The 19,636-nt window shown below is 59.4% G+C and carries 19 protein-coding genes; 14 read left to right on the top strand and 5 right to left on the bottom strand.

The window, feature by feature from the left end:
* Positions 1–7 precede the first annotated feature (7 nt).
* The gene (locus FNT36_RS00780; RefSeq protein WP_144842999.1) at positions 8–1,132 is read right to left on the bottom strand and encodes a DNA topoisomerase IB; all 1,125 of its coding nucleotides are present in this window, start codon (positions 1,130–1,132) and stop codon (positions 8–10) included.
* 124 nt (positions 1,133–1,256) lie between these two features.
* Between FNT36_RS00780 and FNT36_RS00775 the strand changes: the two genes are divergently transcribed.
* The 8 genes from FNT36_RS00775 to FNT36_RS00745 all read left to right on the top strand — a co-directional run bounded on the left by FNT36_RS00775 (position 1,257) and on the right by FNT36_RS00745 (position 8,188).
* Positions 1,257–2,408: an App1 family protein gene (locus FNT36_RS00775; protein ID WP_144842997.1), complete on the top strand. Its 1,152-nt coding sequence runs from the start codon at positions 1,257–1,259 to the stop codon at positions 2,406–2,408.
* A gap of 60 nt (positions 2,409–2,468) precedes the next feature.
* Complete coding sequence (gene mtgA / locus FNT36_RS00770; RefSeq protein WP_233635577.1) at positions 2,469–3,242, top strand: monofunctional biosynthetic peptidoglycan transglycosylase; 774 nt, start codon at positions 2,469–2,471, stop codon at positions 3,240–3,242.
* A gap of 165 nt (positions 3,243–3,407) precedes the next feature.
* Positions 3,408–3,824: a YybH family protein gene (locus tag FNT36_RS00765; protein WP_233635576.1), complete on the top strand. Its 417-nt coding sequence runs from the start codon at positions 3,408–3,410 to the stop codon at positions 3,822–3,824.
* A gap of 27 nt (positions 3,825–3,851) precedes the next feature.
* A complete protein-coding gene (locus FNT36_RS00760; RefSeq protein ID WP_144842993.1) occupies positions 3,852–4,427 on the top strand; it encodes a DinB family protein in 576 nt (191 codons plus the stop codon).
* 91 nt (positions 4,428–4,518) lie between these two features.
* Positions 4,519–4,653 (top strand): hypothetical protein, encoded by a 135-nt coding sequence (locus tag FNT36_RS25790; protein WP_262712148.1) that lies wholly within the window; start codon positions 4,519–4,521, stop codon positions 4,651–4,653.
* A 153-nt stretch (positions 4,654–4,806) separates the two neighbouring features.
* Positions 4,807–5,442, top strand: coding sequence for an FKBP-type peptidyl-prolyl cis-trans isomerase (locus FNT36_RS00755; protein WP_233635575.1), 636 nt, complete (start codon positions 4,807–4,809; stop codon positions 5,440–5,442).
* 6 nt (positions 5,443–5,448) lie between these two features.
* Positions 5,449–6,135, top strand: a complete 687-nt coding sequence (locus FNT36_RS00750) for a hypothetical protein (protein ID WP_144842989.1) — start codon at positions 5,449–5,451, stop codon at positions 6,133–6,135.
* Between the two features lie 115 nt (positions 6,136–6,250).
* Positions 6,251–8,188 carry a KUP/HAK/KT family potassium transporter gene (locus FNT36_RS00745; protein ID WP_144842987.1) on the top strand — a complete coding sequence of 646 codons (1,938 nt, stop codon included), beginning with the start codon at positions 6,251–6,253 and terminating at the stop codon, positions 8,186–8,188.
* 93 nt (positions 8,189–8,281) lie between these two features.
* Here FNT36_RS00745 and FNT36_RS00740 read toward each other — a convergent pair whose 3' ends face one another.
* Positions 8,282–10,153 (bottom strand): M61 family metallopeptidase, encoded by a 1,872-nt coding sequence (locus FNT36_RS00740; RefSeq protein ID WP_144842985.1) that lies wholly within the window; start codon positions 10,151–10,153, stop codon positions 8,282–8,284.
* Positions 10,154–10,261: 108 nt separating this feature from the next.
* On the opposite strand from FNT36_RS00740, the gene FNT36_RS00735 reads away from it, so the two are divergent.
* From FNT36_RS00735 to FNT36_RS00720, 4 genes are all read left to right on the top strand, one after another.
* Positions 10,262–10,819: a C40 family peptidase gene (locus FNT36_RS00735; protein ID WP_144842983.1), complete on the top strand. Its 558-nt coding sequence runs from the start codon at positions 10,262–10,264 to the stop codon at positions 10,817–10,819.
* A gap of 656 nt (positions 10,820–11,475) precedes the next feature.
* On the top strand, positions 11,476–11,919 hold the full coding sequence (locus FNT36_RS00730) for a DUF2147 domain-containing protein (protein WP_144842981.1): 444 nt from the start codon (positions 11,476–11,478) through the stop codon (positions 11,917–11,919).
* A 148-nt stretch (positions 11,920–12,067) separates the two neighbouring features.
* On the top strand, positions 12,068–12,709 hold the full coding sequence (locus FNT36_RS00725; RefSeq protein ID WP_144842979.1) for a hypothetical protein: 642 nt from the start codon (positions 12,068–12,070) through the stop codon (positions 12,707–12,709).
* 350 nt (positions 12,710–13,059) lie between these two features.
* Positions 13,060–15,315, top strand: coding sequence for a T9SS type B sorting domain-containing protein (locus FNT36_RS00720; RefSeq protein WP_233635574.1), 2,256 nt, complete (start codon positions 13,060–13,062; stop codon positions 15,313–15,315).
* Between the two features lie 139 nt (positions 15,316–15,454).
* Here FNT36_RS00720 and FNT36_RS00715 read toward each other — a convergent pair whose 3' ends face one another.
* The 3 genes from FNT36_RS00715 to FNT36_RS00705 form a co-directional block, all read right to left on the bottom strand.
* The gene (locus FNT36_RS00715; RefSeq protein WP_233635573.1) at positions 15,455–16,111 is read right to left on the bottom strand and encodes a cytochrome c oxidase subunit 3; all 657 of its coding nucleotides are present in this window, start codon (positions 16,109–16,111) and stop codon (positions 15,455–15,457) included.
* Positions 16,112–16,298: 187 nt separating this feature from the next.
* Positions 16,299–16,643: a hypothetical protein gene (locus tag FNT36_RS00710; RefSeq protein ID WP_144842975.1), complete on the bottom strand. Its 345-nt coding sequence runs from the start codon at positions 16,641–16,643 to the stop codon at positions 16,299–16,301.
* The gene (locus FNT36_RS00705) at positions 16,636–16,896 is read right to left on the bottom strand and encodes a hypothetical protein (protein ID WP_144842973.1); all 261 of its coding nucleotides are present in this window, start codon (positions 16,894–16,896) and stop codon (positions 16,636–16,638) included. The genes FNT36_RS00710 and FNT36_RS00705 overlap by 8 nt, the downstream gene beginning before the upstream one ends.
* A gap of 206 nt (positions 16,897–17,102) precedes the next feature.
* Between FNT36_RS00705 and FNT36_RS00700 the strand changes: the two genes are divergently transcribed.
* Both FNT36_RS00700 and ligA read left to right on the top strand, forming a co-directional pair.
* Positions 17,103–17,342 carry a hypothetical protein gene (locus FNT36_RS00700; RefSeq protein ID WP_144842971.1) on the top strand — a complete coding sequence of 80 codons (240 nt, stop codon included), beginning with the start codon at positions 17,103–17,105 and terminating at the stop codon, positions 17,340–17,342.
* 181 nt (positions 17,343–17,523) lie between these two features.
* Complete coding sequence (gene ligA, locus FNT36_RS00695; protein WP_144842969.1) at positions 17,524–19,542, top strand: NAD-dependent DNA ligase LigA; 2,019 nt, start codon at positions 17,524–17,526, stop codon at positions 19,540–19,542.
* The last annotated feature ends 94 nt before the right edge of the window (positions 19,543–19,636 follow it).

Genomic DNA, 19,636 nt, shown 5'->3' with positions numbered 1-19,636 from the left:
TATCGATTTATACTTCCGCTAGCATTTCCAGCACAAGGTGCTCGATGGGTGAAAGCTCGTCTTGGTCGGCGGGGTCGGCGTCATGGCGGCGTAGGTACTCGATGAGCTTGCCCGACTTAAACAGCTCGACCACCTGCGGGTGGATGTAGTATTTGGAGCACACGGTGGGCGTGTTGCCCAGGTTGGTAGCGACTTCCTTTACAGCCTTGCGTATCACTTTTTCGGGCCCTAGGTCGGGCTCGGCGTGCAGCACCGCTTCGAGGCAGCTCACCATCTTGACGGTGCCGCCCCAGGTGCGGAAGTCCTTGGCCGACAGCGCTAGTCCGGTGTGCCGGTGCAAGTACTCATTTACGTGGCCCGACTCTAGCGGGTGGCGGTGCCCATCGGAACCGTAGAACTGGAATAAATGCTGACCAGGTATCTCCTTGCACTTGCGTACCAGGCGGGCCAGCTTCTGGTCGTGCAGGGTCACATCATGGGGCACGCCTTTTTTGCCAACGAAGGAAAAGCGCAAGTCGGCCCCGTCGATTTTCACGTGCTTGTCGAGTAACGTGCTTAGGCCGTAGCTCTTGTTCTTCTTGGCGTACTCCTCATTGCCAATGCGAATAAACGACTGGTCCATGAGCGTAAGCACTAGAGCCACTACTTTATCGCGGTCGAGGCCGGGGCGGTCTAGGTCTTTTTTAAGCTGTTGGCGCAGGGCACCGAGCTTCTGCCCGAAGGCTAGCAGACGCGAAAACTTAGTGAGCGAGCGGGCGGCATCCCAGGCCGGATGGTAGCGATACTGCTTGCGGCCGGCTGCGTCGTGGCCCGTCACTTGCAAGTGCAGCATAGGGTCGGGCGCAATCCACACCTCCGTCCAGGCCGGCGGAATCACGAAGCTGTGAATGCGGTCCAGCGTTTTGGCATCCTTGATGACGTGGCCCTTCACATCGAAGTACTGAAACTCGCCCTTACCTGCGGCGGCCTCCCGGCGCAAGCCGGGGCCGGCGTCGGTGCCGTAGTGCAAGCCAGCCAGCTCGGCCTGCCGGGCGGGGTCTTTGTAGAGTTCGTGTGCGGCCAGGTCGGGCAGCGGAGCCAAGTGCTTTTTGCGAGTTTTGGGGCGGGGAGCGGCGTGGGTGGCGGTGGGCATAGAAGCGGAGCAGAAGAAAAATAAGTAAAGAGGCTTACGTAATTCCGCCCTTAAGGGCGAGTAAGCGCCGGAAGAAAGCCCCGCAATGAGGCTAGAAAACCCTCGCCGGGCGTAGGTTTGTCAGATGGAGTTAGGTCTTTGGTTTTCGGATGCCCTCGACTGGGCCGATGCGCTGGTCACGCGCACGGCGGCCCGCCTAGGTCGCCTGCGCCCCCTGCACCTCGATGCGTACCGCAGCTACGGCACGCCGCACCGCTTTTATTTGAAAGGGCGCTTGCTGGCCGACCGTGGCCTCACGCCCCAAACAGAGGCCGACTCACCCTGGCGCAATTTTCAGGCGATGTACCGGCGCTTCAACAGCCGCGAGATAGCCGGCGCCCGCATTCTGGTGACCATGCCAGGCGGGCTCGATACCTACGTCACCACCGACAAGGGTGGCTACTTCACGCTGGCCCTCGACCCACCCGAGCTACCCGCCGCTCGCGATTACCTCTGGCACCCGGTGCCGGTGCAGCTAAGCCAGCTGCCGTACCGCTTTCGGGGGCTGCATGGGGCAGTGCGGGCCACGGCGCAGGTGCTCATCCCGCCCACCACGGCCGAGTTTGGGGTTATTTCAGACCTCGATGATACCGTAATTGTGACGCGGGCCACGCACCTGCTGCGGATGCTGCGCACCGTGCTTTTTCGCAACGCTCACTCGCACGAGCCGCTGGCGGGCGTAGCGGCGTTCTACCAAGCCTTGCAGCGCGGCCAAAGCGGCCGGCCCGATAACCCATTCTTCTACGTCAGCTCCTCGCCCTGGAATTTGTACGACGTGCTGGAAGACTTCCTGCGGCTGCGTGGTATTCCGCTGGGCCCCATGCTACTACGCGACTCGCTGCTGCGCGCCCCAGCCCTGCGCCCTGGCGAAGTAGCCTCTAGCAACGACTCCCTGCATCACGGCCACAAGCTACGCGAAATCAAGCAGTTGCTAGACACCTATCCCGACCTACCTTTTATTTTGCTGGGCGACAGCGGGCAGCACGACGCCGACATTTACGCGGAGGTGGCGCGCCAATATCCGGGCCGCATCTTGGTTATTTATATTCGCGATGTGGGCGTGCCCGCTCGCACTGCGTTGGTGACACCCGTGGCCGACGCCCTGCGCGCCGAAGGCGGAGTAGAGCTAGTGGTAGTGCCAGACTTTAAGGCGGCCGCGGCCCATGCGGCCAACCTAGGGCTCATCACGGCCGAGGGACTGACGCAGGTAGAAAAGGCCAGCCAAGACCAGGCCTAGGGGCTTATTTGGCTGCTACCGGGCCTTGCCCGACCTTTGCCGCTCGCTTTTTCTATCCTTTTGCTCCGCGTTTTGGCCCAGGCTATTCATACTCTTCTTCCCTCTTGGCGCACTGTGGTGCGTGTGAGCCTGCAAACGGCGGCAGCTCTATTTCTCGTTTCGGTGGCTTGGGTGCTGGTGTACCGCTGGGTGCCGCCGCCCGCCACCTGGCTCATGCTCGACCGCCGCGCCCACGCCCCAATGGGTCTGGGTTACTATGGCATTCAGCCCGACCCGCGCCACGTAGGCTACCGCTTTAGCACCCTCGACGAGGTGGCGCCCAGCGTGCCCTTGGCGGTGGTAGCCTCCGAAGACCAGCGCTTTTTGCTGCACCATGGCTTTGACCTCGATGGCATGTGGAGTGCAGCGAAGTATAACTGGCACCGCGCCGAAGGCAAGCCCGTGCGCGGCGGCTCCACCATCTCGCAGCAGGTGGCCAAAAACGTCTTTCTTTGGCACGGCCGCTCCTACGTGCGCAAGGCCGCCGAGGCGTACTTCACCATCCTCATCGAAACGCTTTGGAGCAAGCGCCGCATCATGGAGATGTACTTGAGCGTGGCCGAAATGGGCGACTGCACCTTTGGCGTAGAGGCCGCCAGCCAGCGCTATTTTCACAAGCCGGCCCGTAGCCTAAGCCCCCCCGAGGCAGCCCTGCTGGCCGGTGTACTGCCCAACCCGTTGCGTTTCCGGGCTGGCCAGCCGGGTCCGCAGGCCCGGGCCAAGCAACTGCGTGTGCTGCGCAAAATGCGCTCGCTGGGCGGGTCAGCCTACGTGGCTACCTTGCTCAATAACTAAGCATCAGTCGGCCTGTGCTTGCGGCAGAGACCTAGATGGCAAAGAGCCGGCTGCGTGAAGTATTGCCTGCGCGACACCTAATTCATTTGGACTACTACATTAGCTTCGCCTTTTCATAAACATTCCATGAACAGATTGTTGCCTACCCTCGCTTTAAGCTTTTTCTTGAGCGCAACTTCCTACGCGGCGCCCCCGGCACCTACCCCGGCCGCCATCCGCCAAGCCATTGCGAAGGTGCTAGCGACCCAGGTTGCGGCTTGGAATAAGGGCGACCTCACCACCTTCATGGCAGGCTACTGGCGTTCCGATTCTGTAGTTTTTATCGGGAAGAATGGCCCCACCTATGGCTGGCAGCCTACCCTCGACAGCTACCGAAAAAGCTATCCCGACCTCACCCAGATGGGTAAGCTCGACTTCAGCAGCCTACGCATCACGCCGCTCTCGGCCGACGTAGCGCAGGTCGTAGGCCATTGGCACCTGGCGCGGCCCGGTGCTGCCGCTGGTGACTTGCAAGGCCAGTTTCTACTGATTTTTCGGCGCATAGGTGGCCAGTGGGTCATTGCGGCCGACCACTCCAGCTAGTACTGCGCGCTCTTTTCCGTTACGCGCATGGATACCACTAGCCTACTCGCTGAGCTAAGAAGCTACCTAACTGAAACGTTTGCCTTGGTCGATGCGTGGTTTGACCAGCCGGTGGCGTTGCGGGCCTACCGGCCAGTCGACCTAGGCTGGACCATCGATGAGGTGTTGGCCCACATTGGCCTCACCAACCACTACCTACTCATTCTGATTGAGAAAGGCACCGTGAAGGCTTTGGTCAATACGCAAGGGCGTGACTTGGCGGCGGAGCTGGCTACCTATGAGTTTCCAAGCCAGAAGCTGTCAGCTATTGGGCTACTGCATGGCTTTGCCTGGGTACGGCCCGACCACATGCAGCCGCACCTTAACCAGCGGTCGCTGCCCGCCATTCGGCAGCAGCTATGCGACCAGTTGGGCCAAGCCCTAGGGTATCTCGACCAACTGCCTAATGGCGAAGGCCTGCTATATCAGACTACCATGAGCGTGAATGCCTTAGGTAAGCTCAACGTGTATGAATACGTTTATTTTCTGGCGCAGCACGCCCGCCGCCACTTGACCCAGATGCAAGAGAATGCAGCTGAGACAGCTAGTAACGCCTTGGCTTGAGCGGACACACGAATTTACTCGGCTTGCCTACTACTTTTAATGGTAGTTTTCGTATATTTGCTAGCTCAATAGCCACTTAGTCACCACGAGTATGAAAAAGACAACTGCCTTCTCATCGCTACTGCTTTTGGGCGGCCTAGGCTCGCTCAGCTACCTCACGGCCCGGCTGGCTACGCTCAATCTGACCTTTTCGCTTCAGGGCGAAGAAGACCATCATTACTTGTAAGCCTGTACGTTGCATTTATTTTTACGCGTGAAGCCTCGCCCCTAGCGAGGCTTTTTGCGTAGGCATTGAGCGCTGGCACCGACATTTGCCCACTCATTTTTTCCCCATCAGCATACCTGGCTATCGGGCCGGCTGCTACATTCGACTTCCTCCGTGACGCTCGACACCAATCAACAACAAGTAAGCTACATCATCGGCCGCGACCTGGCCCGCAACTTTGCGCAGCAGGGCCTGGAGCTTGACATTGACACCCTAGCCGCGGCCCTCAAGGAAGGCCTCGCTGGCGAGCCCAGCCGCTTGAGCCAAGAGCAGATGCAAGCCGCCATGCAACAGCTGCAAGAGCAGCTCGGCGGGGGCATGGAAGATGAAGACGACGACACCCAATCCAACTCTATGAACAACAACAAAGCGGAAGGCGAAGCCTTCCTGGCTGAGAATGCCAAAAAGCCCGGCATCACGACGCTGCCCAGCGGCCTGCAGTACGAAGTAATCACCGAAGGCAGCGGCAAGAAGCCTACGCTGCGCTCGTCGGTAACCACGCACTACCACGGCACCCTGCCCAATGGCAAGGTATTCGACAGCAGCTACCAGCGCGGCCAGCCCGCCACCTTCCCCGTAAACGGCGTAATCGCGGGCTGGACCGAAGCTCTGCAACTGATGCCCGAAGGCTCGAAGTGGCGCCTGTACATCCCCTCAGACCTGGCCTACGGCAAGCGTGGCGCCGGCCGCGACATCGGCCCCGACTCGGCGTTGGTGTTCGACGTTGAGCTTCTCAAAGTAAATAACTGAGCCGCTGTGGTGCCCGAGCCGTCGCCTACCCAGCCCGACCCGCCCGCTGCGGGACCTAGGGTATCGGCCCCGGCCTGGGTGCTGAGTAGCACCGCTACTGCCAGCGACCGCCCACCGGCACCTTCTACCCCTGCTACAAGTTCGCTACCGGAGGCCGTTGTGCCTCCGGTAGTTGAGCTACCGGCTCCGCCCCCACCGCTACCGCCGCTGCCCACCGTGCAAAGCCCCGATGGCCGCCTGGTGCTGACTGATACGCACCTGACGGTACTCGGCCAAACATTTGGGCTACGCGAACTGGAGCGGGCCGAAGTACACCACGTGCGCTGGGTGCTCTGGGTACTGTTGGGGGGCCTAGGGCTGGCCGTAGTGCTCATCGCCTTTTTACAAAACTGGCTGCACACCGGGCCTGCCATGCTTGGCATGGCCACTACGGCGCTGCTGCTAGCATACGGCCAGCGCGGTACCAACCGGCTGCGGCTATGGCGGCTCAGCAATTCTGCTGCACATTTTGCGCTACCCGGCGACTTATCGCTTTGGCAGCGTCTAGTAGGCGAGCTGAATCGCCGCATCGCGCGCACCCACGACCGCGCGGCAGCCGAAGCTGCCTATCTGCTGGCCTTGGCTGAGGCCGAAGCCGCTCGCCAAGCGGCCGATACTTCCGCCTCTACCTTTCCTCCTCCACCCGCGTACTAGCTGGCTGTAATGAACCGGGTGCTGCGGGCGATGTATTACCGCTGGCAGCGCACTGGGCTTCGCCTGCTCGCTTATTGCACTACTTGCTGCATTTCTACTACCCGAACCGTTTTTTATGAGTTCTAAATCCTCCCACACCGCCATATCCGGGGCCGGGCTGCTCATCGCGCTCGGTATTATTTATGGCGACATCGGCACCTCGCCGCTGTACGTGATGAAGGCCATTGTGCCAGCCCTTATCGACCCAAAGCTCGTGCTGGGCGGCATTTCCTGCGTTATCTGGACCCTGACGCTGCAAACAACCATCAAGTACGTGCTGCTAACGCTTAACGCGGACAATAATGGTGAAGGTGGCATTTTCTCGCTCTACGCTCTAGTGCGGCGGCGGGGCGCCTGGCTGTCGGCCGTGGCCATCATTGGCGGCGCGGCCCTTCTGGCCGACGGGGTGATTACGCCGCCCATCTCGGTGGCATCGGCCATTGAGGGCTTGCAGGCCAAATACCCTAGCATCCCAACGGTGCCTATCGTTATCGGCATCATCGCGGGGCTGTTCCTATTGCAAAGCTTTGGCACGCAGATAGTAGGCAAGGCTTTTGGCCCTATCATGTTCTTATGGTTTAGCATGCTCGGTATCCTGGGTGCCACCTGGATTGCCAAGGACCCCACTGTGCTCAAGGCGCTTAACCCCTACTACGCCTACGACCTGCTAGTGAACTACCCCGGTGGGTTCTGGCTGCTCGGAGCCGTGTTCCTGTGCACTACGGGGGCCGAGGCTTTGTACTCGGACCTAGGGCACTGCGGCAAGGGGAACATCCGCATCAGCTGGACGTTTGTAAAATCGACGCTGCTGCTTAACTACCTAGGGCAAGGCGCGTGGCTGCTGGCGCACCAAAACCAGCAACTAGACGGTCGCAACCCGTTTTATGAGCTGATGCCGTCGTGGTTCTTGCTGCCCGGCATTGCGCTGGCTACGGTGGCAGCCATTATTGCCTCGCAGGCACTCATCACGGGTTCGTTTACGCTGGTGGCTGAGGCTATCCGCCTGAATATGTGGCCCAAAGTGCGCCTCAACTACCCTACCGACGTGAAGGGCCAGCTCTACGTGCCCAGCATGAACCGCCTGCTGCTGCTAGGTTGCATTGGCGTGGTACTGTTCTTCCGCGAAAGCTCGAACATGGAAGCGGCTTATGGCTTGGCCATCACGCTTACCATGCTCATGACCACCATCTTGCTTACGGTGTGGCTCTGGCGCATCAAGCGGGTGGCAACGCCGCTCATCTTCTTGTTTGTGCTCGTGTATGGGCTTATTGAGGGGTCTTTCTTGGTAGCCAACCTCGTTAAATTCCCGCATGGCGGCTGGGTATCACTGGCCATTGGCGCTACGCTGATGAGCGTGATGTACGTCTGGCTGAAAGCTTTCTACATCAAGCGTCGCCTCACCGACTTCGTAAAGATGGAGCCCTACATCGAGCCGCTCAAGCAGCTCAGCAACGACGAATCGGTGCCGAAGTATGCTACACACTTGGTGTTCCTGACCTCGGCCGAGAGGGCCAGCGAGATTGAGCAAAAAATCATTTACTCCATCTTCCAGAAGCGGCCCAAGCGGGCTGACATCTACTGGTTTATTCACGTCGATACCACCGATGAGCCGTATACCATGGAGTATAAGGTGACCGAGCTGGCTTCCGACGATGTGTTCCGCATCAACTTCCGGCTTGGCTTCCGGGTGCAGCAGCGCATCAACCTGTTCTTCCGCAAGGTGGTAGAAGACCTGGTGCGCAACAAAGAAGTGGACATTACCTCGCGCTACGCCTCGCTGAGCAAGCAGCATGTGGTAGGTGATTTCCGCTTTGTGGTGCTAGAGAAGTACTTGTCTATCGAAAACGACTTCCCCACCATGGAGAAGCTTGTGATGCAGGCCTACTTCTACATTCGGCAGTTCATTTCGTCCGAGCCGCAGTACTTCGGCCTCGACACCTCATCGGTGAAAGTAGAGAAAGTACCGCTGGTAATTGCCCCCGTGCGGGAGGTAGCGCTGACGCGTATCGCCTAGGTGGCATCGGTAAGTCCCTTTCATTAAAAAAGCCCCGACCTGGTTTGCTAGGTCGGGGCTTTTTGTTAGTAGCAGCCAGAACGGCTACCTAGGCTACTTGCTTAGCCATTTGGCCAGTAGGCGTTGCTGGTCGGGCGTGGCAGTGGCCAGGGGTTGAATCTGGTACTTGCGGTCGGGGTCGGGCGCCAGGGTCAGGTTGAGGTCGTGGGTTTGGGCGCCGTGCTTCACTTGCAGCTTGAGAGTAGTGCTGGCGGGGCTAGACAGAATGGCCTGCCGGAGGGCGTCCTCGGTGGGCGCAGCGCCGTTGAGCTGCAGTATCTCGTCGTTCACGTTGAGGCCGCCGTTCCAGGCCACACCATCGCGCTTCACAAACGTGACCACGAAGCGGCCGCCGCGGCTGGCGATGGTGGCGCCTAGGCTGCCATTGGGGCTAGCCGGGGCGCTCGTGATTCCTAGGCCCACGTAGCCGAGGGCCGTGGCGTAGTCGAGGGTGCGGGTGCCGTACACGCAGTTCTGGAAGAAATCGTCGTAGCGGCGGCCAGCCACTTCGGCCACGGCATCCTGGTACTCCTGGTCGGTGAAACCGCGCTTCAGACCTTTATAATATTTGTCGTAAAGCAAGCGGAATACGTCGTCGATGTGCTTCTGGCCGTTGGTGGCCTGCACTATCATCAGGTCGAGCACCATGCCTACCAGCTCCCCTTTGTCGTAGTAGCTGATTTCTGAATTCTTCGAGTTTTCGTCGGGCCGGTAGCCCCGAATCCAGGCGTCGAAGCTCGACATGGCCACCGGCTGAAACTTGTTGCCGGGCTGGTTTTCGACGCCGCTAATCACGCCCGCCAAAATGTCGAAATACTCCTGCGGTGTGTAGAAACCCGCCCGCTGGGTTATCTGGTTGGCCATGTACTCGGTTTGGCCTTCGCTCACCCACAGCATATGGGTATAGTTCTCACGGTCGTAATCAAACGGCCCAAGGGCGATGGGCCGGATGCGCTTCACGTTCCAGAGGTGGAAGTACTCGTGGGCCACCAAGCGCATGAAATTCTTGTAGCCTACTTCCGAGCTATACGTGCCTGGCCGGGCACCTAGGGTGGTCGAGTAGAGGTGCTCGAGCCCCCCGCCACCGGCTTCGGTGTGGTGCACAATAAAGAGGTAGTGGTCGAGCGGATTCTGGCCCACCACGCGCTGAGCTGCTTCCGTCACGCGCTTCATGTCGGCCAGCAGGCGCGGCTCATCGGCGGTAAACGGACCAAACATGGCCATTTGGTGCGGTGTGTTATTAGCCGTGAAGTTCAGCACTTTCTGGCTACCTACTTCAATCGGCGAATCAGCTAGCTCGTCGTAGTTGGCCGACTGGTACGTGAACTTCTGCATGCCTGCGGCTGGGCGCAGCGCAGTGCTCACTGTGCTCCAGCCCGCGGCGGGCTGCACCGTTACCTGGCTGCTTAGGTCCTTGTAGCCGGCCGGGTACATAAAGATGCTGCTGCCGAGCGCAAAGCCGTGGTCGGCGTCGATGTAGCTCGTGCGTACGCTTAGCTCGTAGGCGTACACGCCGTAGTTCACCTGGAAGTTGCTTTGCTTGGGGTGGCGCACCCGCCAGGTATTTTTATCAAGTTTCTCTACGGCTAGCGGCTGGCCGCCTGCCGTGGCTTGCAGGCGCTCGACGTGCCGCGCAAACTCGCGCACCAAATACGAGCCGGGCGCCCACACGGGCATTTTAATGTCAGTGTACTCGCGGTCGAAGCCCCGCAGCTCCATTTTCACCTCGAAGTAGTGGGTTTGGGGTGCGGGCATGGCTAGGGTGTAGCGCAGGCTGGCGTTGCCTTTGTCGGCGGGCGCCGCCGTGGCCGTGGTAGTCCCCTTTTTTACTTTGGTTTTAACCTTGGTTTGTGCGGCCACGGGAACGGCCGCCAGCAGGCCTAGCACCAACGTGGCGCGGCCTAAAGCAGAAGCGGTTTTTAGCATACCTACAAAGAAACGACTCGCACCGGGCTACGCCAACCCAAAGCGCCTGCGAACCCCAGCCGTCCCCTAGGCGTTAGGCTGGGCACTATCCCCTCGTTTAGCTTGCTTATGCGCTTTATCTGGCTACTTTTTGGTACGCTGCTCGCGGCGGTGTTCGCCCTTGGCTGGCATTACCAGCACCCGGCAGCAGCGCCTACTTCCCAGCGAGCGGCGCTGCCCATCCTGGCGGTGGTCGAGCGGCGGCCGGCATCAGTGCCGCGTCCCGTGCGGGCCGATAGCGTAGTTCGGTTTGCGCTGGCGCAGCTCGGCACTAACTATTGCTACGCTGGCAGCAGCCCTAGTACGGGTTTCGACTGCTCGGGCTTTGTACGGTTTGTGTTTAGCCGTTTTGCCGTGGACATGCCCCACTCTACCAGCCTGCTCATTGGGGTGGGCCGGCCGGTGCCCCGCGCTCAGGCCCGGCCCGGCGACATCGTCGTCTTCACGGGCACGGCGCCGGGCAGCACTACGCCGGGCCACGCTGGCATTGTTATTTCGGACCTAGGCGAGACGCCGCTGCGCTTTGTACACTCTTCCTCGGCGCGGCGCGAGTCGGGCGTCAAAGTCAGCCAAGTGGAGGGCAGCGGCTACGAGCAGCGCTTTATGCAAGTGCGCCGGGTTTTGTAGTTTACTGAGCAATTAATAAGGAACTATGAGTAAGCTAAAAGACGACTCTGCTCCTTGCTAATTGCTCTTGGCCTAAAAGAGCGATGCCCGGTCGGCCCCGGCGTTCTTGCGAACGCCATCGGGCCAACCGGGCATCTAATCCTTCAAATCTTACCGAGCGGCTTCGCTGGGGTACAGCGCCGACGTCTCACAGTAAGACCTGTCCAACGAAAGGGAGCCGCGATACCGCAGTGCCCTCCGCCGAGCTGTGTGTTAGGCGAGTACGGCGGTGACGCGTACTACATTGGACAGGCTCGGCAGGATTTGGTTGGGACTACTAGACATTTTGTACCTCCTTTCTTTACGTTCGACATAACCCCCATCGCGCTTCCCAGCACCTTAGGGCTGCTTGAAGGGGGCCGTAGCACTCGCTACTGATAGGTAAAGTTAATTGCCGGGCCATAGGTTCAAAGCTTTTCCGGGTATTTTAGGGGCCTAGGGGACCTAAATGCAGCAGTAGGCTGAAAGTCAAGGCTATTATTTTTAGAAATGGGTTCTCATTTATGTGTGAGGGTTAAATGAAAGCTGGCCGCAAAATTGCCAATAGACACTGGGAAGCGAATTTTTTAGCTTAGCTTGCCCTTCTTTCCAACTTCTTATTTCCCCGCTCTTTCACGATGTACAAATCATTGTTGCTACTGCTGGCGCTCTGGCTGGGAGTAGCCACCCAGTCGGCCCAGGCCCAAACTCTTTCGCCGCTCGGCATCTGGACGAATGCCGAAAAGAAAGCCACCTTCGAAATCTATAAATGTGGCGATAAGCTCTGCGGTAAGCTCGTAACCCTGGCCGTGCCCAATGACCCCGAAACCGGCAAGCCCAAACTCGACACCAAAAATCCCGAGCCCAAGCTGCGCACCCGCCCGCGCCTAGGCCTTGTATTCATGGAAGGCTTTAGCTATGACGGTGACAATAAGTGGGATAACGGTAAGATATACGACCCCGAGAGCGGCAAAACCTATTCGTGCTACATGAAGATGGAAAGCGCCAATACCATGGAGGTGAAGGGCTACATTGGCTTCTCGCTCATTGGCAAGTCGCAGACCTGGACACGGGTAAAATAGCCTCACCAAATTCCTAGCTACCCTATTAAAAACAGCGCCTTTTCCACCCGGAAAAGGCGCTGTTTTTTGTTGATAGCCCCTCCCAGGCCGAAACTATTTGCCCTAGGTGGTGTTTTCTCGGCAGTCCGGCTTATCGGTTTTAGCAAGGGTGATACACTTCCTCCAACAGCTTTTTGGGCGGCGCGCAGGCGCCGATGCGGCGGCGGCCACTTGGCAGCCTGCCCGGGTGCCCACGCCCGAGCAAGCGCAGCAGCATGCCCGCTGGGTGGCAGAAGAGGTATACCGCAATTGGCTGGCGCCTTATTATAAGGCATACCACCTGCGCAAGGGCGGAGCTGGCGGCAAGCGAGGCCTGCGCGTGGAGCTGCTGCGCGAAGAAGGCCGCCAGGGTGCGCTGCTGTTTTATGACTCCAGCATTGGGCCAGGCAATTTTGGGCATCTCTACGAGTTGCTGGGCGAGCGCGTAACGGCGCTCGGCTACCACCGTGCCTGCCACGACCAGCGCCAACGCCGCCACGAGCAGCACCAAGAAACGGTACACAAGCAGCTCTTTAAGCCTAACCCTACTGACTGCGCCGAGTGCGGCCGCTGCGACCAGCGCTATGGCTTGATAACGCTTGATTTGGTCAGCGTAAACGGTCAGCCGATGTTTATTCGGCTCAGCAGTAATCCTGTGCGCGAGTCGCATTTTACCGCGCCCAAGTCGTTTGAGGAGCTATTGACAGCTCTGCTGGACGCCCCCGCCCCGGATGCGGATACTCGCGCCCGCATCGCTACCTATTGGCAGTAGCCGACTAGCCGTTTTGTGAGTAAGATTAGGGTTGTCCTAACCTAGGGCTTTGCATGCGCTGCCACAGCGTCCCTGCGCGAAAAAGCCAGCCTTCTGGAGGCGAAATGTATACCACCGAGAAGGGCAATAAAAGCTGCAGAAAATTCAACTTCCAACAGCGCTAAATGCCTGGGTTAGCTTAAATTTACTACGCTGCAATTGGTAACAATTCGCGCGAGCAATTATGGTGTTTACGCACCTTGGCTGCTCGGCGAGCTACCTAGGCGTTTGTTTATTCCACCCTCAGGTCTATGGTGCTACCCTTTACTTTCCTTCGACATACACTTAGGCACTGTGCCAGCCGGCGTGCGGTGCTGTGGCTGCTGCTGTGGCTGAGCGCGGCGCCAGCCTGGGCCACGCACATCGTGGGCGGCGAGCTAGACTTGCAGTACGTGCAGGGCGATACCTACCAGCTCTCAATGAACCTGTACTTCGATGCCATCAACGGCAATCCGGGGGCGCTGGACAACTCGTTTACAGCGGGCATTTTTGATAAGTCGAACAATCGGTTAGTGACCATTGTCACGCTTGACCTGGTCAATAACACGTTTGTTAGCTACACCTCGCCGGCCTGCGCGGTGGGGTCCCTCAGTACCCGGCAGCTTGTGTATCGCAATCGCAATCTGCTGCAGCTGCCGGCCAACATTTACAACAGCACCCAGGGCTACTACGTGGCCGTGGAGCGCTGCTGCCGCAACAACGCCATCAGCAATATTGTGAACCCCGGCGCGGCAGCCCAGGCGTTTTACCTGGAGTTTCCAGCCGTGGTTCGTGGCGGGCAGCCGTTCCGCGACTCTACGCCGCGCATTTTCCCGCCGCTGGCCGACTACGCCTGCGTAGGTGAGGTATTTTACTACGACTTTGCTGGCCAGGATGCCGATGGCGACTCGCTGGTGTACGATATGGTGACGCCCCTCAATGGGCATACCACGGCCGCTCAGCCTACGCTAGCCAACATCTCTAACGATGTTCCCCTACCTGGTCCCTACGTACCCATTATTTGGAATGCAGGCCTGAGCGCCAGTAACCAGATGCCGGGGGCACCCACCCTTACCATCGGCGCTCGCACGGGCCGCCTCTCGGTGCGGCCCACCCGCGTGGGACTGTTTGTGTTTGGGGTGCGCTGCCAAGAGTATCGCCGTGGGATAAAAATCGGCGAAACCCGCCGCGATTTTCAGCTACAAGTTCTGGCCTGCCCCCGCAACACGGCGCCCAGCGTCACGGCTCTGCCCGGCACTACCGGCAACACTCCCTACCGCCCCGACCGCGATACGCTGCGCCTGGTGCCCGGTGGCTCACGTTGCCTGCGCCTACGCTTCACCGACCCCGACGCCAGCTCGATGCTCACGCTCAGCCTGCGCTCCGTCAACTATACTGGCACGCTGCCTACGTTTTCGAGCACCATTTCGGGGATGGTACACAGCCCTGGCCAGCCCGATACGCTGGTAGCCACGCTTTGCTTTCCCGATTGCCTCGACACCCAAGGTAAAGTTAACTTCCTGGACGTCATCGTCTCGGACAACGGCTGCGCGCTGCCCAAGCGCGATACCCTGCGGGTAGCCGTGCTGGCTGTACCTACCCCCAACGGCTTGCCTACCCTAACTAGCACAGCGGGCGCCACCCTACCGCTACACGTGCGGCCGGGCCAAACCCTAGGGTTCGACTTACTGGCCACCGACCCCGATGGCGACCCCATCACCTACGCGCTCAGCGGCGCCAATGGCTTTACCCCCGCTGCCCTAGGTGCCACCCTCACGGCACAGGCCCAGGTAGGCACCCGGCGTGCGGCCCGCTTCAACTGGCCAGTGGGCTGCCCAGCTGTCACTGACCCACCAGGCCAGGTAAGCGAGTTGGTGTTTACGGCTACCACCGTTACGCCCTGCGGAGTGCGCCAAGCGGCCCCACCTATTACTATTCCTGTAGTGGTCGACTATAGCAATGCGCCGCCCGTGCTCACCTCTACGCTGCCAGCCGACTCAGCGGGCGGCCCGCCGCTGGTGCGGGTGGCCCTAGGTCAGTCGTACATGGCCAGCTTAACTGGGGCTGACAGTGACAAGGACGTACTTGTACTAAACGCGACGGGCCAAGGCTTTAATCTAGCCGACGTGGGCATGCGCTTCACGGCGCCGGCCGGGGCACCGGGCCAAGCCAGCGGCACCTTCTCTTGGCTACCCACCTGCGACGGGGTGAGCGTGACCAACGGCCAAGCGCATGAACTGGTGGTTACGTTTCAACTACAGGAAAGCACCTGCCGGGCCCAGCCCCAGACGCGTACCGTGCGCTTTGCGGTAGCCCAACCCGTAGCTAAAGAGTTTTTGCCGCCTAACATTATCACGCCCAACGGCGACGATAAAAACCAGTTTTTCACCCTAGCCGATTTGCCACCGGACTTCTGCGATGCACGCTTTAAGGGTGTCAAAATCTTCTCGCGTTGGGGCCAGCAGGTGTACGAGTCGGACAGCCGCAGTTTCCGCTGGGCGGGCGATGGCGTGGGCGGCACCTATTATTACCTCATCACCTACACCACTGGGCAACGCTACAAAGGCTGGGTTGAAGTCATGCCCTAGGCTCCTTTTAACTGTCTGCTGCTAACTAAGCCGCACAAAAAAGGCCACCTTTTAAGGTGGCCTTTTTCATGCATTAAACGCGCGTAAACTTATTAATTTACTAATTCAATATACTTGAAATAAAAAATTATAAATCAACCTAATACATAAACAGAAACACTGCGAACAACACCAACCAAATGACATCCACAAAGTGCCAGTACACGGTGATAGCCTGCAGTTGCCGGCGGTGGTATGGGTTGCGAATAAACACTAGGGTGCGTACCCCATCGCGGGCGGCGTGCAGCGTGCGCAGCAGCAGCGCCAGCAGGTAAAGCATGCCACCTACTATGTGGGCGATGTGCACCCCCGAAATCAAGTACACGTAGGTGCCCGCTGGGTCGTCCTTAAAGAAAACGCCTTGCTGCGACAGTTCGCGCCAACCGGCTAACTGCAAGCCGCAAAAGATGCTACCTAGCAGCAGCGTGGCTCCCAGGCAGCGAGCTAGGTTGGGCAGGTCGTCGGCGCGGTAGAGGCGCCGAGCCTGCGCTATTACGGGCGATGACACCAGCAACACAATCGTGCTGAGCGAGAAATAACGCGGAAACGGGTGCCCACTCAGCACCCCGCCATCCTTGAGCCGCGTGAAGATGTACATCGTCACGAGCCCCGTAAACAGCACGCCAATACCTAGCAAGGCCAAGTAAAACATCATGAGTAGCGGCGGCACACGCTCGATGCGCGCAAAAGCTGAGCTTCCAGCGGGCTGGCGCCCCGCTCCTACCTGGTTGCGGCGTTCATTATCAGGCGTTTTCAAGGAAAAAATACACGACGAGTGAAAAAACTAGCAGGCCTGCACTTAACTACTGCTTAAAGCCAACGCTCTGCCTAGTCATAAAGCTTTTGCCTAGAGGTTAAGTTGCCAGTTCTAGCCAGTTAACGCTAATTTTTCTGCTACTTTTCTGCCCATAGCGCTTTAACAGGCCGCGGCGCCCCTAGGCGGGCTAGCGAAAGAATGACCCAATCTTACCTAGCACAGCATTAAGGGTGATTTTGGGGCTAGTGCGGTCGGGCAAGCCGAAGGTGACGTGGGTCTTGCCGGCCACCCGCAGGTCGAGCACCAGCCCTAGGGTGCGGGCTAGGTCATGCAATTGCTGCAAGGGGTCAATTTTAGGCTTGGGGCGCTTGGGAGCCCCGGGCGGCTGCGGCGGGCCGCTCGTAATCATATCGAGCACCTGCTGACTCGGCACATTCAAGATGAGGTAAGAGCCGGAGGCGGCGAGTTGTATTTCGTGCCCGCCTGGCCAGGTCAGCACCAGCCGGGCCTCTACTTCAAGCCCCCTAGCCACGCGGGTGGTTGGGGTCGGGCACCGGCGAAACGACTGGAGCAGCACTGATGCTCAGGCCATTGGCAGGGGCATCGCCCTTGGTGCGAATACGCAGGGTACCGTTGAGGCGCCAGGTAGCGGGTGGGCCGGCGGGGTTTTGCTGGTTGGGTACTTGCAGCTCCATTTGGTCGAAGCCACAGTTGAGCTCGATGCCGCCCGAGAGGCGCGTGAGCAGCGAAGCGGCCGTTTCGGCCCAAGAAGGTTGGTCAGCCATAAGAAGAAAGAGTAATTAGGCGAGTGGGGAAGAAACAAGCGGCTAAAAGCGAACCCTAGGTTAGGTCCAAGCTGGTCAGCACGGACACAAAGCAAGCAGCAAACTTTTGAAAAACCCAAACGCAACCGCCGGCCCGGGGTTGCCGTTGCGGCTAGAGGCGTATTTTTGCCGTCCTCATCGGGTTCTGCCTATTATTCCCTTTTACCATGAAGTTCTTCACCTGGTTTGCTGTCGCTACCATCGCCATCCTGCTACTCGCCCGCTTCCTACCCAAATCGCCCGCTGAGCCCATCATCCCTACCGAGATGAAAGAATCGCAGGGTGACCCCGAGCGCGATGAGAACGCGCCGCCCGCCCGCACCGAAGAAGAAGGCCGGCAAGATGCCCAGCAGAAGCAAGGTGGCTCGACGCTCGTAGTGCCCGCTTTCCGCCCGGCCATGGCCTAGGGCCACTTGTCAAATCGTTGAAAAACGTCCGTCATGCTGAGCTTGCCGAAGCATCTGGGCTGGTTACGTTAGGAATAATACTCTAGCAAGCCAGTCCAGATGCTTCGGCAAGCTCAGCATGACGGACGTTCTATTTTCGTTTCTCGCAGTATAGCCAACCGGCTTCTCCCACCTCTGCCTTATGGACCCGCAACAACGCATTCAGGAGCTTACGCAGCGCCTACATCATCTTAATAATCAATACTACCAGCACGATATTTCGGAGGTATCGGACCAAGAGTTCGACGCCATGCTGGCTGAGTTGAACCAGCTCGAAAAGGCCTACCCCGACCTAGCCCAGCCCAACTCACCCACCCAGCGCGTGGGCGGCACCATCACCAAGCAGTTTGCCACCGCCCAGCACCGCTACCCCATGCTGAGCCTGGGCAACACGTACTCGGAAGACGACCTGCGCGAGTTTGACGAGCGTGTGCAGCGCGGCCTCGAAGGCGCGCCCTACAGCTACGTGTGCGAGCAAAAGTTTGACGGTGTGGCCATGAGCCTGCACTACGCCACTGGCGAACTGCAGCAAGGCGTGACGCGCGGCGACGGCACCCGCGGCGACGTAGTGACGGCCAACGTGCGCACCATCCGCACGCTGCCGCTGCACCTACACGCTAATTTTCCGGCCGATGTAGAGGTGCGCGGTGAGGTGTTCATGCCCAATCAGGTCTTTAACGACCTCAACCAGGAGCGCGAGCAAAACGGCGAAGCCCTGCTGGCCAACCCTCGCAATGCGGCCAGCGGCGCCCTCAAGCTGCAAGATTCGGCCCTGGTGGCGGCCCGGCGCCTGCGCTTCTATGCCTACTCGGTGCTCACGCCGGGCCGGCACTTCACTAGCCATAGCGAAAGCCTAGAGGCCGCCGCAGCCTGGGGCCTGCCGGTGTCGCCCACCTGGCGGCGCTGCGCTAATATTCAGGAGGTGCTCGACTATATCCACGAGTGGGCGCAGAAGCGGTTTGAGCTGCCCGTAAATACTGATGGCATTGTCATCAAGGTAGATAACCTGCGCCAGCAAGACCAGCTCGGCCTCACCGCCAAGAGCCCGCGCTGGGCCATTGCCTACAAATACCCCGCAGCGGCGGCCCGCACCGAACTGCTGCGTATCGAGTACAACGTAGGTCGCACCGGCGCTGTGACGCCGGTGGCCCATCTCACGCCCGTACCGCTGGCTGGCACCATCGTAAAGCGCGCTAGCGTGCACAACGCCAACCAAATAGCGCTGCTTGACTTGCGCATTGGCGACATGGTATTTGTGGAGAAAGGCGGCGAGATTATCCCGAAAATTACCGGCGTAGACTTCGCCGCCCGGCCCGCGGGGGCTGAGCCCATCCGCTACCCCAGCGAGTGCCCAGCCTGCGGCACGCCGCTGGTGCGCCCCGAGGGCGAGGCCCACTACCGCTGCCCCAACGAGCGCGGCTGCCCGCCCCAGCTCAAGGCCCGCTTGGAGCACTATGTATCGCGCAAAGCTTTGAACATTGATGGCCTGGGAGCTGAAACCGTAGGCCGATTCTTCGACCTAGGGCTGGTAAAAACGCCGGCCGACATCTACGACCTACCCCAGCGCCGGGCCGAGCTTATCGGGCTAGAGCGCTTAGGCGAAAAGTCGATAGACAACCTCATTGCTGGTATCGAGAAAAGTAAAACGGTACCTTTTGAGCGCGTACTATTTGGCCTAGGTATTCGCTACGTGGGCGAAACGGTGGCCCAGAAGCTGGCGCAGCACTACCGCAATATGGCGGCCATCATGGCCGCCTCGGCCAAGGAAATGGCCGAAGTGCCCGAGGTTGGCGGCGTCATTGCCGACTCGCTGGCGCTTTGGAGCCAGCAGCCCGAAAACCAGCACCTAGTGCAGCGCCTGCAAGCCGCCGCCGTGCCCCTCGAAGTAACCGGCGAGCCCCCTAAAGCCGTGAGCGACCGCCTGGCCGGCCTCACCTTCGTGCTCTCGGGCGTGTTTGAGAACTACAGCCGCGAGCAGCTGCAAGAACTCATTCAGCAGCACGGCGGCAAAATAACGGGTTCTATTTCCAAAAAACTGAGCTACCTCGTGGCTGGCGAAAACATGGGCCCCGCCAAGCGTGAAAAGGCGACCACGCTGAAAGTGCCCATCATTTCGGAAAATGAACTGTTGGCCCTACTGCCGACAGCAGAAGCTGACTAAGCAGCCAGCTTTCTAAAAAATGATTGTCATGCTGAGCTTGCGAAGCATCTTATCAGGTTAGAACCTTATGTGATAAGATGCTTCGCAAGCTCAG

The sequence above is a fragment of the Hymenobacter setariae genome (assembly GCF_007713685.1).
Classification (GTDB): Bacteria; Bacteroidota; Bacteroidia; order Cytophagales; family Hymenobacteraceae; genus Hymenobacter; species Hymenobacter setariae.
Note: the sequence above shows the minus strand (reverse complement) of the source record. Positions and strands in the feature narration are given on the sequence as shown.